The organism is Nocardia sp. FDAARGOS_372, assembly GCF_002554515.1.
GTDB lineage: Bacteria > Actinomycetota > Actinomycetes > Mycobacteriales > Mycobacteriaceae > Nocardia > Nocardia farcinica.
In genome coordinates this window covers 4750012-4766680 of sequence record NZ_PDDW01000001.1, presented here as the reverse complement: position 1 = coordinate 4766680, position 16669 = coordinate 4750012, and the positions used below count along the sequence as shown (strand labels likewise).

13 protein-coding genes and 1 tRNA gene are annotated in these 16669 nt (G+C 70.1%); 10 read left to right on the top strand and 4 right to left on the bottom strand.

All coding sequences use genetic code 11. From position 1 onward, the window contains the following. Window positions 1-605 precede the first annotated feature (605 nt). Window positions 606-2768 (bottom strand): MMPL family transporter, encoded by a 2163-nt coding sequence (locus CRM89_RS22395; RefSeq protein WP_098086068.1) that lies wholly within the window; start codon window positions 2766-2768, stop codon window positions 606-608. Between the two features lie 88 nt (window positions 2769-2856). Between CRM89_RS22395 and CRM89_RS22390 the strand changes: the two genes are divergently transcribed. Continuing rightward, window positions 2857-3489: a TetR/AcrR family transcriptional regulator gene (locus tag CRM89_RS22390; protein ID WP_098086065.1), complete on the top strand. Its 633-nt coding sequence runs from the start codon at window positions 2857-2859 to the stop codon at window positions 3487-3489. Between the two features lie 115 nt (window positions 3490-3604). On the opposite strand, the gene CRM89_RS22385 is transcribed toward CRM89_RS22390, so the two are convergent. Further along, a tRNA-Leu gene (locus tag CRM89_RS22385) sits at window positions 3605-3687 on the bottom strand. A 236-nt stretch (window positions 3688-3923) separates the two neighbouring features. Here CRM89_RS22385 and CRM89_RS22380 point away from each other — a divergent pair. The 8 genes from CRM89_RS22380 to CRM89_RS22345 all read left to right on the top strand — a co-directional run bounded on the left by CRM89_RS22380 (window position 3924) and on the right by CRM89_RS22345 (window position 14429). Beyond that, the gene (locus CRM89_RS22380; RefSeq protein ID WP_011206615.1) at window positions 3924-5354 is read left to right on the top strand and encodes a DUF3662 and FHA domain-containing protein; all 1431 of its coding nucleotides are present in this window, start codon (window positions 3924-3926) and stop codon (window positions 5352-5354) included. A 159-nt stretch (window positions 5355-5513) separates the two neighbouring features. After that, complete coding sequence (locus tag CRM89_RS22375; RefSeq protein WP_011206614.1) at window positions 5514-5981, top strand: FHA domain-containing protein; 468 nt, start codon at window positions 5514-5516, stop codon at window positions 5979-5981. Next, entirely contained in the window at window positions 5978-7507 is a 1530-nt protein-coding gene (locus CRM89_RS22370) for a protein phosphatase 2C domain-containing protein (protein ID WP_098086062.1), read from the top strand. Before CRM89_RS22375 ends, CRM89_RS22370 begins: the two co-directional genes overlap by 4 nt. Continuing rightward, on the top strand, window positions 7507-8985 hold the full coding sequence (locus CRM89_RS22365) for an FtsW/RodA/SpoVE family cell cycle protein (RefSeq protein ID WP_011206612.1): 1479 nt from the start codon (window positions 7507-7509) through the stop codon (window positions 8983-8985). Before CRM89_RS22370 ends, CRM89_RS22365 begins: the two co-directional genes overlap by 1 nt. After that, the gene (locus CRM89_RS22360) at window positions 8982-10448 is read left to right on the top strand and encodes a penicillin-binding protein 2 (protein WP_098086059.1); all 1467 of its coding nucleotides are present in this window, start codon (window positions 8982-8984) and stop codon (window positions 10446-10448) included. Before CRM89_RS22365 ends, CRM89_RS22360 begins: the two co-directional genes overlap by 4 nt. Before the next feature lie 37 nt (window positions 10449-10485). Continuing rightward, window positions 10486-12009 carry a serine/threonine-protein kinase gene (locus CRM89_RS22355; RefSeq protein ID WP_060593906.1) on the top strand — a complete coding sequence of 508 codons (1524 nt, stop codon included), beginning with the start codon at window positions 10486-10488 and terminating at the stop codon, window positions 12007-12009. Further along, the gene (pknB, locus tag CRM89_RS22350) at window positions 12006-13916 is read left to right on the top strand and encodes a Stk1 family PASTA domain-containing Ser/Thr kinase (protein WP_098086057.1); all 1911 of its coding nucleotides are present in this window, start codon (window positions 12006-12008) and stop codon (window positions 13914-13916) included. The genes CRM89_RS22355 and pknB overlap by 4 nt, the downstream gene beginning before the upstream one ends. Window positions 13917-14009: 93 nt before the next feature. Further along, window positions 14010-14429: a CBS domain-containing protein gene (locus CRM89_RS22345; RefSeq protein WP_041559734.1), complete on the top strand. Its 420-nt coding sequence runs from the start codon at window positions 14010-14012 to the stop codon at window positions 14427-14429. 4 nt (window positions 14430-14433) lie between these two features. Here CRM89_RS22345 and CRM89_RS31855 read toward each other — a convergent pair whose 3' ends face one another. Together CRM89_RS31855 and CRM89_RS22335 are read right to left on the bottom strand one after the other, a co-directional pair. Beyond that, window positions 14434-15555 carry a dihydrofolate reductase family protein gene (locus tag CRM89_RS31855; RefSeq protein ID WP_011206607.1) on the bottom strand — a complete coding sequence of 374 codons (1122 nt, stop codon included), beginning with the start codon at window positions 15553-15555 and terminating at the stop codon, window positions 14434-14436. Next, on the bottom strand, window positions 15552-16196 hold the full coding sequence (locus CRM89_RS22335) for an aminodeoxychorismate/anthranilate synthase component II (RefSeq protein WP_086840215.1): 645 nt from the start codon (window positions 16194-16196) through the stop codon (window positions 15552-15554). The genes CRM89_RS31855 and CRM89_RS22335 overlap by 4 nt, the downstream gene beginning before the upstream one ends. A gap of 147 nt (window positions 16197-16343) precedes the next feature. Here CRM89_RS22335 and crgA point away from each other — a divergent pair, with 147 nt between their 5' ends. Continuing rightward, complete coding sequence (gene crgA / locus CRM89_RS22330; protein ID WP_011206605.1) at window positions 16344-16607, top strand: cell division protein CrgA; 264 nt, start codon at window positions 16344-16346, stop codon at window positions 16605-16607. Window positions 16608-16669 lie beyond the last annotated feature (62 nt).

Genomic DNA, 16669 nt, shown 5'->3' with positions numbered 1-16669 from the left:
CCCTGCGCGCCGATGTCAAGCGTATAAATCGCAGCCCAGTTAACCCCGATCCGCGGCCGGATCGACGGGCTGCCAGCTAACCCCTGGCGGACTCTGCTGGCAATGATTGTCAGCCCGGAAAAGACCTCGGGAATCTCTGTGCGGCAGTTCGACCGAACGGTTCCGTAGACCCCTCGATGGCGATCGGATTCGGTAGCTGCGGCCGCTCGGAAATTTCGGTATGTCCAGTAAGAAGACGCTACTACCTGGTCTTTTGCGACCCATCGAACGGTAGCTGGACATTTCGTGAACAAAAAGAGACTTCGAGTTGGTTTACCCCGGAATATCCCTGATACACATACCGCTCCGTCGGTCGGCGGTCAACGTGTGCCGTCGGTTCGGAAAGATAGCCAGAGCTGAGGAAATGGCTGCCCGGGCGCGGCTCGACACCGACGCCGGCACCGTCGGCGCAACCCAAAAAATGCGGTGTGATCTTCGCCTCACCACCACCGCGACCTGCGGCTTCCGGCCGCCAAGAGGGTGAGTACCCCTGCGCCGCCCGGTCAAACACGACGGGTCCGGCCGGTCGGAAACCGGCCGGACCCGAGGGCCGCGACGTCCCGGCGTCAGGCCTCGGCGAGACCGAAGCGCCGGTGCACCACCCGTAGCGGGCGCGGGGCGAACCAGGCCGCCGGGCCGAGCAGCCGCATCGCGACCGGCACCAGCACACCGCGCACCAACGTCGCGTCGATCAGGATCGCCAGCCCCGCACCGAGTCCGAAGAACTGGATGAACCGCACATCGCTGCTCACGAAGGCGAGGAAACTGATCGAGATCAACGCCGCCGCGGTGGTCACCAGCCTGCCCGTGCGCGCCACGCCCTCGATCACCGCCGTCTCGGTGTCCGCGCCGCGATCGTGCACCTCCTTGATCCGGCTCACCACGAAAACCTCGTAGTCCATCGACAACCCGAACGTGATGCAGAACAGCAACAGCAACATCGACACGTCCAGCGGAGCGGGGGTGAAGCCAAGCAGGCCGGACAGGTGACCGTCCTGGAACACGAACACCATCAGTCCGAGCGTCGCGGCCAGGCTCAGCGCGTTGGACAGCAGCGCGCGCACCGGCTGGACCACGCTGCCGGTGAACAGGAACAGCAGCACGAACGTGGTCGCCACGATCCAGCCGACCACGATCGGCAGCCGGGAACCGATGGCGGACAGGCTGTCCCGCAGTTCGGCGACCTGCCCGCCGACCAAGGCGGTGGCACCCGCGGGCTCGGGTACCGCGCGCACCCGGTCGACCAGCTCGCGCGCCTCGGTGGAATTGCGGTCCAGGCCGGTGTGCACCTCGAGGCGTTGCGCGTCGGGCCGGGCGAATCGCAGGTCCGCGGGCGAGGTCGCGACGGGCCGACCGGCGACGAACGTGCCCGCCGCCGAGTCGACCCGGGTCACGTGCTCCACCCGCGACAGCTGCGCCGCGTAGTCGGCCAGCGGTTGCGCGGGCACGGCCGCGCCGATCACCACCGACAGCGCGTTCGCTTCGCCCCCGCCGAACTCGGTGCGCATCGCGTCACCGACCTGGCGGACCTCGGTGGTGGTGGGCAGCACCCGATCGTCGGGCGTGCCGAACCGCACCCCCAGCAGCGGGGCGGCGGCCAGCAGCAGGATCAACACCACGGGCACGCCGGTCAGCAACGGCCTGCGGGTGGCGGTGCGGGCGACCGCCGCCCAGAACGGCGCCGCGTCACCGCGGATGCCGCGCACGCCGCGGATGTGCCAGGCGTCGGACCGGTCACCGAGCACGGCCAGCAGCGCGGGCAGCGTCAGCACCGCGGCCAGCGCCGAGATCGCGACGACGCCGATGCCGGCGTAGGCGAACGACCGCAGGAAGTACTGCGGAAAGATCACCAGCGAGGACAGCGCGGCCACCACGGTCGCGGCGCTGAACACGATGGTGCGGCCCGCCGTGGCGACCGCACCCACCACGGCCTCGTCGGTGGTGGCGCCGGCCGCGCGCCGCTCCCGGAACCGGGCGACCATGAGCAGGCCGTAGTCGACGGCCAGACCGAGGCCGAGGGCGGTGGTGAGGTTCACCGCGTAGATCGACACGTCGGTGAGCGAGCCGAGGACCGACAGCTCGGCGAAGGTGCCCAGGATCGCGATGCCGCCGGTGAGGAGCGTGAGCAGAGCCGCGACCACATTGCCGAAGGCGAGCACGAGCAGCGCCAGGATCAACGGCACCGCGATGCCCTCGGCCAGGCCGAGATCCTTGCCGATCTGCTCGGTGATCGCCTCGAAGGTCGGGTCGGTACCGCCCACCTGGACCTGGGCCACCGGGCCCGCGGACCGGTAGTCGGCGATGATGCCGCTCGCCGCGGAATGGTCCTCGGTGTCGGGGTCGGCGTTGCCGGCCAGGATCACCGCGGCCGTGCCGTCGGCGGCGCGCATCGCCGGCGACCCGGTGTCCCAATAGGACACCACGTCGGCCAGCCGGGGATCGGCGGCGAGCCGGGCGGTGAGGTCGCGCCCGAAGGCGGCCGCGGCCTCGTCGTCGATGCTGCCGCCGGTGGCACGGACCAGGAACAGATAGTCGGTACCGGAACCGAACTTCTCGCGCAATTGCGTCGCCGCCAGGCTGGATTCGGCACCGGGGTCGTCCTGGCCGCCGGATTGCATCTTGCCGAAGGCGGTGACGCCGAGCGCGGCGCCCGCGACGAGCGCCAGGACGCTCGCGACGAGGATCCAGCGAGCGCGCCGGACGATGAATCCGCCGAGTACGTCGAACATGGGGGCCTCCCGGTCGAGCATGTTTACACACGCAAACTTTGTGGGTGTTAACTTGCCACCGATGTGTGCGGGTGTCAACATCGGGCAGATGACGACTTCACAGCGGCCGCGCCGGTATCACCACGGGGATCTCCGCAACGCACTGGTCCGCGCGGCCGCGGAACTCGCCGAGACGGGCGGGCCCGAGGCGGTCACCGTGCGCGCGGCCGCCCGCTGCGTCGGGGTCACGCCCACGGCCGCCTACCGGCACTTCACCAATCACGAGCAGTTGCTCCGCGCCGCTCAGGAGCAGGCACAGCACAGCCTCTTCGCGGCCATGCAGGAGGCGCTGGCCCTCCTCCCGCCCGACGCCGCCCCGGTGGATCGGCTCGCCGCCGTCGGCCGCGGCTACATCACCTTCGCCCAGCGCGAGCCCGGGCTCTTCCGCACCGCGTTCTGCCCGAACGAGGAGAACAGCGGCCCGCAGGACTGGCAGGCGCCTGCCTTCCAACTGCTGTCCAGCCTGCTCGACGAGCTGGTGGAGGTGGGCTACACCGACCCGGCCCAACGACCCGACGCCGAATACGCCGCGTGGGCGGCGGTACACGGCATGGCCGGGCTCATCGTCGACAAGGCGGTCCGACACCTCGGGGCTCAGGAGCGGGAGGCCGCGATCGACCGCACGCTGGAGGTGGTGCGACTCGGGCTGGCGACCGGGCCGAAGGCCACGCCGGGGAATTGAGCACCGAGGCGGCCACACCATCGAGGCAGCCACAAGCGAGAAGCTGGGCGCGCGGCTCGTGGCCGGAGAAGCGAGAAGGCCCGCGTTCCGGGGAACGCGGGCCTTCTCGTCGGAGTGGGCGAAGGGGGACTTGAACCCCCACGTCCTTTCGGACACTGGCACCTGAAGCCAGCGCGTCTGCCATTCCGCCACTCGCCCGAGCGACTCGAAGACAGTAACACGCCGGTGCACGAGACAAAAAATCGGCAGCTCAGCGGCGGTTGTGATGTGCAATGGACATCACGGGAACCCACTGGCGTTTCCGAGAGTTACAGGTGTAGACGATCGCGGATATCATGCAAAGGACGTGGTCGTTCGACGACACGCCATGCGCGTGTGTCGTTGTTATGAAGCTGGGAATGACGTAGGAAGACGCTCACCGAAGGGAGGCCGAGATGGGCATCGTTTCACGGTTCGAGCGTCGCCTGCAGGGCGCCGTCGGTGATGTGTTCGCCCGGGTCTTCGGGGGCAGCGTCGTGCCCCAGGAAGTCGAGGCGGCGCTGCAACGCGAGGCCGCCGACAACGTGCAGGACCTCGGTGGCGGTCACCTGTTGGCGCCCAACAGTTATGTGATCACCATCAACTCTTCCGACCACCAGCAACTGGACGCCGATCACGACCTCACGACCCGCGCGTTCGCCAAACACCTCCAGGACTACATCCGTGATCAAGGGTGGCAGACCTATGGCGAAGTACACGTAGCGTTCGAGGCATCACCTACGCTGCACACCGGACAGTTCAGGGCGAGCGGCCGCGTCGATCCGGACGTCGGCCGTCGGGCCACCCCGGCCCGGAGCCCAGAACCCACGCCACCACGACCTGCAAACCCGCAACCAGGAGCTGGCCCCATGACGCAGAACTCTGGCTACGACCCGAGCCGTGAGCCCGCGGAGTCCGATCCACGCAATCGCGGGTACGCTCCGCCGCCCGCGGGCCGTCCCGCCGCTCCGCAGAACGGCGCCTACCGCGACGAGTACGCCCGCGGCGGCGCGCCCTATCCGGCCGGCTCGGACTACCGCGCGCCGGAGTCGCAGCAAGGGTACGGCGACTACCAGAACGGCTACGACTACCAGCAGGGCGCGCCCGGGTACGGCCAGCCCGGCTACGACCAGCAGGGCGGCTACGGCAGGCCGGGGTACGGCGAGCCCGGCTACGACCAGCAGGGCGGCCAGCAAGGGTACAGCGATCAGGGTTACGGGCAGCCCGGGTACGGCGAGCCCGGGTACGGCCAGCAGGGTGCGGGCTACGGCCAGCCCGGCTACGACCAGCCGGGTTACGGCCAGCAGCCCGGCTACGGTGACCAGGGCTATGCCGAGCCCGGCTACGGTCAGCAGGGCTACGGCCAACCGGGTTACGGCCAGCAGGGCGGCAGGCAGGGTTACGCCGAACCGGCGTACGGCGAGCCCGGATACGCCGAGCCCGGGTACGGCCAGGACGAGCAGGCCGGCTACGGCCAGGGCTACGCGCAACAGCCCGGCTACGGTCAACAGCAGCCCGGGTATTCGGCGCCCGCCTACGGCGGCGCGGCCACCGGCTCCGGCTATTCGGCCACCCTCCAGCTCGACGACGGCAGCGGCCGCACCTACCAGCTGCGCGAGGGCAGCAACATCATCGGCCGCGGCCAGGACGCGCATTTCCGCCTGCCCGACACCGGTGTGTCGCGGCGCCACATCGAGGTGCGCTGGGACGGCCAGACGGCCATGCTCTCCGACCTCGGCTCGACCAACGGCACCTTGGTCAACGGATCGCCGGTCCAGGATTGGCAACTCGCCGACGGCGACGTGATCCGGGCCGGGCATTCGGAGATCCTGATCCGAATCGTCTGATCCCGTAAGCTCGCGATCATCGAAATCGGCTGACCGCCCTATGATGCTGCCTACGCGCGGCTCCGCCCGGAGCCGACGTGGCCAGCAGCTGTGGGGGTGGGTCGATCCGCACCGACGGCACCGACGTACCCATAACGGCCGAACAGGAGGTGGAACGCCGTGCAGGGTTTGATCCTGCAATTGACCCGTGCGGGGTTCCTGCTGCTGTTGTGGCTGTTCGTCTGGGCGGTGCTGCGGACCTTGCGCAGCGATATCTACGCGGCATCCGGCATTCGGATCCAGCCCAGGGCCGCGCGCGGTTCCGCGGTGCTGCCATCCTTGCGTCGAGGCCAGAAGGGCGCCAAATATCTTGTGGTGACTCAAGGTTCACTCGCCGGCACCCGCATCACGCTCGGCACCCAACCGGTGCTGATCGGACGTGCGGACGATTCCACGCTGGTGCTCACCGACGATTACGCCTCCACCCGACACGCGCGGCTCTCGCCACGGGGTGACGACTGGTACGTCGAGGATCTCGGCTCGACCAACGGCACCTATCTCGACCGCGCGAAGGTCACCACCGCCGTCCGTGTTCCGCTCGGCACCCCCGTCCGGGTCGGCAAGACAGTGATCGAGCTCCGATCGTGACACTTGTTCTCCGCTACGCAGCGCGCAGCGACCGCGGTCTCGTTCGAGGCAACAACGAAGATTCCGTGTACGCGGGCGCCCGGCTGCTCGCCCTCGCCGACGGCATGGGCGGGCACGCCGCGGGCGAGGTCGCCTCGCAGTTGATGATCGCCGCGCTCGCCCATCTCGACGACGACGAACCCGGCGACGACCTGCTCGGCAAGCTCGACCGCGCCGTGCGCGAGGGCAACGCCGCCATCGCCGACCAGGTCGAGGAGGAACCCGAACTCGACGGCATGGGCACCACGCTCACCGCCATCCTGTTCGCGGGCAAGAAGCTCGGCCTGGCCCACATCGGCGACTCCCGCGCCTATCTGCTGCGCGGCGGCGAGCTGACCCAGATCACCCGCGACGACACCTTCGTCCAGTCGCTGGTCGACGAGGGCCGCATCACCCCCGAACAGGCGCACACCCACCCGCAACGGTCGCTGATCATGCGGGCGCTCACCGGCAACGAGATCGAGCCGACGCTGATCATGCGCGAGGCCCGCGCCGGGGACCGCTATCTGCTGTGTTCGGACGGACTCTCGGACGTGGTCAGCGACGAGACCATCGCGAACACGATGCGCGAGGGCAGCACCGACGAGTGCGCCGACCGGCTGATCGAGCTGGCGCTGCGCAGCGGCGGGCCCGACAACGTCACCGTGGTGGTGGCCGACGTCATCGACCTGGACTACGGGCAGAGCCATCCGATCGTGGCGGGCGCGGCCTCCGGGCAGGACGACGACACGCCGCCGCCGAACACCGCCGCGGGCCGGGCCGCCGCCATGCGCCCGCCGCGGGCCACCCCGCCGCGCCGGGCCGCCGCCGCCGAGCCGCCGCCACCGGCCAAATCGCACAAACTGCGCTGGATCCTGCTCGCGGTCGCGCTGATCGGAGCTGTCGCGGTCGGCCTGGTGGTCGGCTACAAGATGATCCGCAACAACTACTACGTCGGTGCCGACGACGGCCGGGTCGTGATCCTGCGCGGACTGCCGGGCTCGCTGCTGGGCTACTCGATCCACGAGGTCTACACCGTCGGCTGCGTCGACCGCGGCGGCAGCCTCACCACCCTCGCGGCGAGCGATCCGCTGCCGTCGGGGTGCAAGGAACTGCGGGTGAGCGACCTCGAGCAGACCGGCCGCGACAAGGTGGAGGCGGGCTTGCCGCCCGGTTCACTGGACAAGGCCCAGGAGCAGATGCGCGTGATCGCCCAGCAGGAGCTGCTGCCGCCCTGCCCGGCCAAGGCGGCCACGCCCGCGCCCGGGACAACACAGCCCAGCGCGGCGCCCACCGGTTCGCCCGCCGCCCCCGCGCCGGGCGAACCCGTGCCCGCGCCCGCCCCCACCGGGGAACCGGCGCCGCCCGCGGGCAATCCGCAGCCCGTGCCGCCGCCCGGTGGCGAGCCACGCGCGCCCGAGACCGGTACCGCGTCGCCGGCGGTGCCGACGACGACGCCGGCGCCGAGCCCCCAGACCGCGGGGGAGAACTGCCGGGTGACGGACTGATGTCCGCGCCGGCACCGCCGTCCGCCGGGGCCTATCCGAGTCCACCCGGTGGGTTCGCACCCGCACCGCCGCCCTCGACCCGCCGCAACGTCGAGTTGCTGCTGCTCGGCTTCGCGGCGCTGCTGACGACGGTTTCGCTGTTCCTGGTCGAAGCGTCCCAGGAACAGTCGATCACCTGGGACATCGCCAAGTACGGTCTGGCCTTCCTCGGGCTGTTCGCGATCGCGCATCTGGCGGTGCGCCGCTTCGCGCCGTTCGCCGACCCGCTGCTGCTGCCGATCGTCGCGGTGCTCAACGGGCTCGGCCTGGTCCTGATCCACCGCCTCGACCTGGGCGCCGAGCAGAACGCGGTGTTCAACTCCGCACCGATCCCCTCCCCCGACGCCAACCAGCAGATCCTGTGGACCGCGCTGGGCATGGTGGTGTTCGTGGCGGTGTTGATCGTGCTGCGCGACTACCGCACGCTGGCCCGTTACGCCTACACCCTCGGGCTGGTCGGCCTGGTCGCGCTGATGATTCCCGCGCTGCTGCCCAGCAGCCTGTCGGAGATCAACGGTGCCAAGATCTGGATCCGGCTGCCCGGGTTCAGTGTGCAGCCCGGTGAGTTCGCCAAGATCCTGCTGATCATCTTCTTCGCCTCGGTGCTGGTCGCCAAGCGCGATCTGTTCACCACCGCGGGCAAGCACATGCTGGGCATGGACTTCCCGCGGGCGCGCGATCTCGGCCCGATCCTCGCGGTGTGGGTGATCTGCATCGGCGTGCTGGTCTTCGAGAAGGACCTGGGCACCTCGCTGCTGATCTTCAGCACCGTGCTGGTGATGCTCTACATCGCCACCGAGCGGGTCGGCTGGCTGATCATCGGCGTCAGCCTGCTCGCGGTCGGTTTCGTGTTCGCCTACCAGGCCTTCGGCCATGTGCGGGTGCGCATCGACACCTGGCTCGACCCGTTCTCCGACTACAACAACACCGGTTATCAGATTTCGCAGTCGCTGTTCGGCCTGGCCACCGGCGGCCTGGCGGGCACCGGACTCGGTAGCGGCAGGCCCAACCAGGTGCCCTTCGCCAAAACCGACTTCATCGTCACCACCATCGGCGAGGAACTGGGTCTGATCGGCCTGACCGCGGTGCTGATCCTGTTCCTGGTGCTGGTGGTGCGCGGACTGCGCACCGCGCTGGCGGTGCGCGACAGCTTCGGCAAACTGCTCGCGGCGGGCCTGGCCTTCACCCTGGCGATCCAGGTCTTCGTCGTCGTCGGCGGCGTCACCAAGCTGATCCCGCTGACCGGTCTCACCACGCCGTTCATGTCCTACGGCGGCTCCTCGCTGCTGTCGAACTACGCGCTGCTCGCGCTGCTGATCAAGGTCTCCGACGCGGCTCGCGCCCCAGCGCCGGTCCGCAAGAGCGGCGCAGCGGCACCGCCGATCGCCGAGGCACCGACGGAGCTGCTGCGCCGCTCGGAGACGAGGCAACCCGAATGAACACTCCGCTACGACGTGTCGCGGTCGCGGTGATGGTCATGGTCGTCGCGCTGCTGGCCAACGCCACCTACGTGCAGGTCTTCAAGGCCGACGACTACCGCAACGACCCGCGCAACACCCGCGTGCTGCTCGACGAGTACTCCCGCCAGCGGGGGCAGATCTCGGCGGGCGGCACCGTGCTGGCCTCCTCGGTGGAGACCGAGGACCGCTACAAGTACCTGCGCACCTACCCCACCGACCCGCAGGCCTACGCCCCGGTCACCGGGTACTACACCATGCAGAACGGCAGCGGCGGGCTGGAGCGCTTCGAGGATCCGCTGCTCAACGGCTCGGACAGTCAGCTGTTCGGCCGCAGGCTCATCGACCTGGTGTCCGGGCGCGACCCCCGCGGCGGCAACGTGCTGACCACGTTGAACCCGGTGATGCAGCAGGTGGCCTACGAGCAGCTGACCGCCAAGGGCTACACCGGTTCGGTGGTGGCCATCGAGCCGAGCACCGGCAAGATTCTCACCATGGTGTCCACGCCCAGCTACGACCCGAACGTGCTGGCCGGCCACGACGCCGCCGAGACCACCGAGGCGCTGGAGGCGCTCAACAGCGATCCGGACAAGCCGATGCTGAACCGGGCGATCTCGCAGACCTACCCGCCGGGCTCGACGTTCAAGGTGGTCGTGACCGCGGCCGCGCTCGCCAACGGGGTCGCCACGCCGGAGGACCAGTTCACCGCCGCGCCGAACATCACCCTGCCCGGCACCGCCACCACGCTGGAGAACTACAACGGCAGCTCGTGCGGCCCCGGCCCGACCGCGTCGCTGACCGACGCCTTCCGGTTGTCCTGCAACACCGCCTTCGTCGAACTGGGTCAGCGGGTCGGGGCGGCGGCGCTCAAGGACACCGCGGCGGCCTTCGGTGTCGGCCCGCACAACGGAATCCCGATGCCGGTCGCCGAGAGCACGGTCGGGCCGATCCCGGACAACGCCGCGCTCGGCCAGTCCAGCATCGGTCAGCGCGACGTCGCGCTGACCCCGCTCGACAACGCCGTGATCGCGGCCACCATCGCCAACGGCGGCGTCCGCATGGAGCCCTACCTGGTGGACCAGCGGCAGGGGCCGGACCTGAGCGAGCTGTCCAAGACCAAGCCGGTCTCGGTCGGCCAGGCCGTCAGCGCGCAGGTGGCCTCGCAGCTCACCGGCATGATGATCGCCTCGGAGGCCAACACCGTGGGCGGCAACCGCGCCGGCTACACGATCGCGTCCAAGACCGGCACCGCCGAGCACGGCACCGATCCGCGCAACACGCCGCCGCACGCCTGGTACATCGCCTTCGCCCCGGCACAGAACCCGAAGATCGCCATCGCGGTGATCGTGGAGGACGGCGGCGACCGGGCGTTGGCGGCGACCGGCGGCTCGGTGGCCGCGCCCATCGCCCGAGCCGTGCTGGACGCCGGTCTGCAAGGGGGCTGAAGGATTTGAACGTGCGAGGAGAGGTACGGGGGCCCCGATGCTGACCAACGGTGCGATGATCGCCGACCGCTACCGACTGCAACGCCTGATCGCCACCGGCGGCATGGGCCAGGTCTGGGAGGCGCTGGACACCCGGCTCAACCGCCGGGTCGCGGTCAAGGTGCTCAAGGCCGAGTTCTCCGCCGACCCGACCTTCCGGCAACGGTTCCGCACCGAGGCGCAGACCACCGCACAGCTGAACCACTCCGGTATCGCGGGCATCTACGACTACGGCGAGACCTACGACCCGAGCGCCGGGGAGACCTCCTACCTGGTGATGGAGCTGGTGCAGGGCGAGCCGCTCAACGCGGTGCTCTCCAGGCTCGGCAAGCTCTCCGTCAACCAGGGCCTGGACATGCTCGAGCAGACCGGACGGGCGCTCGAGGTCGCGCACGCGGCGGGCGTGGTGCACCGCGACGTCAAGCCGGGCAACATCCTGGTGACGCCCACCGGGCAGGTGAAGATCACCGACTTCGGCATCGCCAAGGCGGTCGACGCCAGTCCGGTCACCAAGACCGGCATGGTGATGGGCACCGCGCAGTACATCGCGCCGGAGCAGGCCGTCGGCGAGGACGCCACCGCGGCCAGCGACGTCTACTCCCTCGGCGTGGTCGGCTACGAGGCGCTGGCGGGCAAGCGGCCGTTCAGCGGCGACGGCGCGATCACGGTGGCGATGAAGCACGTCCGCGAGACGCCGCCGCCGATGCCCGCCGACGTGCCCGCCAACGTGCGGGAACTGATCGAGATCACGATGGGCAAGGATCCGCAGCTGCGCTACGCCAGCGGCGGCGAGTTCGCCGACGCGGTGGCGGCCGTGCGGGCCGGGCACCGTCCGCCGCCCCCGATCGGCGCGGCCGCGGCCGGGCCGATCGCCGAGGATGCCACGCACGTGCTGCCGCCCGGCCCCACCGTCGTGCTGCCCGCCGGACAGGGCGAGGGCCCGACCGTGCGCTACAGCCGTCCCGCCGCGGCCGCCGTGGGAGCAGGTGCGGCGCCGACGGCCGCCGGCGCGCCCGCGACGATGATGAACGAGCACGGCGGCGCCACCGCCGTGCCACCGCAGGGCGGCAAGAAGCCCTGGACCACCACGCAGAAGGTGCTGGCCGGGTTGAGCGCGGCCGCGGTGCTGCTGGCCGGCGCGGTGCTGTGGCTGCTGTTCGGCGGCGACACCGATCCCGAGCCCGACCGTCCGCCGGTCACCACCACCATCGCGCCGCAGCCGCCGCTGCCGCCCACCACGCAACCCACGACCACGCGGTACGTGCCGCCGCCTCCGCCGCAGACCAGCGAGCCGGAACCGACCACGACGCAACCGCCGACGACGACGCCGGAACCCACCACGGCGGCGCCGACCACCACGCCGGAACCGACCACGACGGCCCGGCCGACCCGGACGCAGCGCCCGACGACCAGTCGCACGTTGTTCCCGACGTTCGACTTACCATTTCCGGAGGATTCCGGTGCCCGAGGCCCCTCGGGCACCGTCAGTGCGCCCACCACTTCTCCGCAAGGACAACAATGACGACCCCGAAGAATCTCTCCGCCCGCTACGAGCTGGGCGAGATCATCGGATTCGGCGGGATGTCGGAGGTGCACAAGGCCCGCGACCTGCGGCTGAGCCGCGACGTGGCGATCAAGGTGCTGCGCGCCGACCTGGCCCGTGACCCCACGTTCTATCTGCGGTTCAAGCGGGAGGCGCAGAACGCGGCCGCGCTGAACCATCCCGCGATCGTGGCCGTCTACGACACCGGCGAAGCCGAGATCGACGGCGGTCCACTGCCCTACATCGTCATGGAGTACGTCGACGGTGAGACGCTGCGCGACATCGTGCGCGGCAAGGGCCCGCTGCCGCCGCGCCGCGCCATGGAGATCATCGCCGACGTCTGTGCCGCACTGGATTTCAGTCACAAGCACGGCATCGTGCACCGGGACATGAAGCCGGCCAACATCATGATCAACCGGTCCGGCGCGGTGAAGGTGATGGACTTCGGCATCGCCCGCGCGCTGGCCGACAGCTCCAACCCGATGACGCAGACCGCCGCCGTCATCGGAACGGCCCAGTATCTCTCGCCCGAGCAGGCGCGCGGGGAGACCGTCGACGCGCGCTCGGACGTGTACTCGGTCGGCTGCGTGCTCTTCGAGATCCTCACCGGCGAGCCGCCGTTCACCGGCGACTCCCCCGTCGCGGTGGCGTATCAGCATGTCCGGGAGGATCCGCGGCTGCCCTCGCACGTGCACCACGGTGTGCCGCGCGAACTCGACTCGGTCGTGCTCAAGGCGATGAGCAAGAACCCGGCCAACCGGTACCAGACCGCGGCCGAGATGCGGGCCGACCTGATCCGGGTGCTCGGCGGCCAGAAGCCGAGCGCGCCGATGGTGATGACCGACGAGGACCGCACCACTTTCATGGGCGGCGCCGACGAGCCGGGCCCGCGCACCTACCGCGCCGTCGAACGCGACGACGACACCGCCGAGCAGGAACCGGCCGAGCCGAACAGCGGCAGGCGCACGGCCTATCTCGCCTTCGGCGCGGCCGCCGTGCTCGCGGTGGCCTTCGCGCTGTTCTGGGTGTTGATCGGGCCGGGCAGCAAACCGGACCAGGTGGCCGTCCCCGACCTGTCCAACAAATCCGCCCAGCAGGCCCAGGACACGCTGCAGCGGCTCGGCTTCACCGTCGCCATCCAGCAGAAACCCGACAGCAAGGTGGCCGTCGGCAACGTCATCTCCACCCAGCCACTCGGCGGCTCGCGGATCGACAAGGGCAGCACCGTCACCGTGCAGGTGTCCTCCGGACCCGCCCAGGTTCAGGTGCCACGGCTGGACGGGCTGTCGGTGCAGCAGGCCGAGCAGGAACTCAACGCCGTCGGCCTGCGGATGGACCCGAACGTGGAGCGTCGCGAGTCCAGTGCCCAGGATCTGGACAAGGTGATCGGCACCGAGCCGGGCGCCGGTGCCCGGGTCGACGTCGACCAGGCCATCGTGGTCTGGGTCGGCAAGGGTCCGGAGAAGGTCCGGGTGCCGAGCGTGGTCGGCCAGGACATCAGCGTGGCCCAGCCCAACCTGGTCGACAGCGCCGGCTTCAAGATCGATATCGAGGAGGTGGCGTCCTCGCGGCCCAAGGGCGAGGTGGTGGCCACCAGCCCCGCGGGCGGCAGCAGCGCCGACCGCGGATCGACGGTCACCGTGCAGGTGTCGGCAGGCGACGAGATCACGATGCCGACCCTGGTCGGCCTGACCCCGTCGCAGGCGGTGGAGCGGCTGCGCCAGAGCGGCTGGACCGGCAACGCCGGCCAGATCAATCAGGCCACCACGGGCACTTTCGAGGCGGGCAGCGTCGGGCGCATCCTGCAGCAGCAGCCGCAGGCGGGCTCGTCGATCTCCAAGACGGCGACCATCACCATCACCGTCGGCACCCTCGGCCCACCCTGATCGATCGTTACCGGAACGACGCGGCCACCCGGTGTCCCCGGCATGAGAATGGGCAGTGCTCCACCCGAACCGACCAGGACGAGGAGGCAGCTCATGACCACAGCCAGGGACATCATGAAGCCCGGCGCGCAGTGGATTTCCAAGCAGGACACCGTCGAACGGGCCGCGCAGCTGATGGCCGATCTCGGCGTCGGCTCGCTGGTCGTCGCCGACGAGAACGAGCGGATGTGCGGCATCGTCACCGACCGCGACATCGTGGTGAAGTGCGTGGCGCACGGCGCGAATCCGGCGACCACGCCGGCGGCCGAACTGTGCGAGGCGACGCCGCGGTGGGTCGCGGCCGACGCCGACGTCGAGGAAGTGCTCGACGCGATGGAGAACCACCGCGTCAAGCGCATGCCGGTCATCGAGAACAAGCGCCTCGTCGGCATGATCAGCGAGGCCGACCTGGCCCGGCATCTCGACGACAATCAGCTCAGCGAGTTCGTCACCGCCGTCTACGGCAGGCCCTGACGCCTCAGCTCAGGTCGAGGTGGCGATTCATCGCCGTCGCCGCCTCGGCCAGCTCGGGCAGTTCCACCACGTCCACGCCGTGCTCGCGCAGCTTCTCCACGCCGACGCAGTTCACCACGAAGGTCGACGGCTCGCGCCAGGCGATGACCACGCGCGGGATGCCCGCGGCCAGGATGCGGTCGGTGCACGGCGGCCGTCCGGCCGTGGCCCGCTGTGAGCACGGCTCCAGCGTGCTGTAGATGGTCGCCCGGGACAGGCGCGGATCCCGCGGGTCCAGCTTGTTCAGCGCGGCTTCCTCGGCGTGCACCTTCGGGTCGGTCTCCCGCGAGTATCCGGTGGCGATCTCGGCGCCGTCGGCGACGATCACCGCGCCCACCGAGAACGCGGTCGGACTCGGCGGGCTGGCGTGGGCGAGTTCGATCGCACGGCGCAGGAAGCGGCGGTCCCGCTCGACCGCGGACTCCGGACGCAGCAGATAGCGCAGCACCGCCATGTCGCCCACCCGGGACACCTCCGCCAGGGTGAGCCGCCGGTCCGGGAAATCGGCCGGGTCGACGAACCGCGGCGCGCCCGCCGCGCCGACCAGAAGCGGCGCCACCGCCAGCTGCAATTCGTCGGCCAGATCGGCGGCCAGGAACGCGGTGTGCACGCGGGTGCCGCCCTCGACCATGAGCCGCTCGACACCGCGGGCGCCGAGGTCGTCGAGCAGCGCACCGAGATCGATCGTCTCCCCCAGCACCACGACCTCGGCCAGACCGGTCAGTGTGTCACCGAGCGCGGCGGCGCCGGCCGCGGTGGTGTAGACGAGTTTCGCGCCGCCCTGGTGCCACACCCGCAGCCCGGCGTCCAGCCGTCCGGTCGCGGTGACGGTGACTTTCAGCGGATGTTCGGGCTTGCCGGCCGCGACCCGGGCGGCGCGACGCGCCTGGTCGGCGACGAGCAGGCGCGGGTCGTCGCGCCGCAGGGTCTGCGCGCCGACCAGGATCGCGTCGGATTCGGCACGCACCCGGTCGACCCGGTCGAAATCGGCGGCATCGGACAGCCGCAGCCGCTCGGGGCCGACGTCATCGAGGTGGCCGTCCAGGCTCATGGCCGCGGACAGCAGGACATAGGGCCGCCCGCTCACTGCGGCACCAGCGCGGCGACCTCCGACTCGAGCATCTCGACGAGGCCCTCCGGCGGACGCGAACCGCACACCCCGAGCCAGTTCGCCAGCATCCGGTGCCCGCCCTGGGTGAGCACCGACTCCGGATGGAACTGCACGCCGTGGATCGGCAGCTCGCGGTGCCGCATGGCCATGACGATGCCGGATTCGGTGCGGCCGAGCACCTCGATCTCCGCGGGCAGGGTGTCTTCGAGCACGGTCAGCGAGTGGTATCGGGTCGCGGTGAACGGATCGGGCAGGCCGGCCAGGACACCCGCCCCGACGTGGAACACCGAGCTGGTCTTGCCGTGCAGCAGTTCGGGAGCGCGGGTGACCGTGGCGCCGAACGCCTCGCCGATGGCCTGATGGCCCAGGCACACGCCGAGCAGCGGGGTCGCCGTCCGCGCACAGGCACGCACCAGATCGATGCTGGCGCCCGCGCGATCCGGGGTGCCGGGGCCGGGGCTGATCAGGATGCCGTCGAAATCGGCGGCCACGGCGTCCGGGTCGGCGAGGTGCTGATCGTCGTTGCGCCAGACGACCGCGTCGGTGCCGAGCTGGCCCAGGTACTGCACCAGGTTGAACACGAAGCTGTCGTAGTTGTCGACGACCAGAACACGCATGGTTCGAGATTACGTGCCGGTTCAGCCGACTGCCGCATCGATTATCGGGTGGGATCACTGGGTGGGATAGCCTAAACACACACCGGAGGGCGTCGGCAGCCCCGCCCGGGCTTCCGGTGCCACTTGCACGCCGATAACGAGGACGTCATGCCCAAGTCGAAGGTCCGTAAGAAGACCGACTATACGATCAACCCTGCCAGCCGCACCCCGGTCAAGGTGAAGGCGGGGCCGTCGCCGGTCTGGTATGTCGCGATCATGCTCGGCTTCATGCTCGCCGGGCTGCTCTGGCTGCTGGTGTACTACCTGGCGGCCGAACAGATCAGCTGGATGAACGACCTCAACGCCTGGAACTTCCTGATCGGCTTCGGACTGATGGTCGTCGGGTTGATCATGACGATGCGGTGGCGCTGACCGGCGCTGACGTGCGCGGCAGCGGGATTACATGCGTGTCATTCATGCACACCTGTGGATGA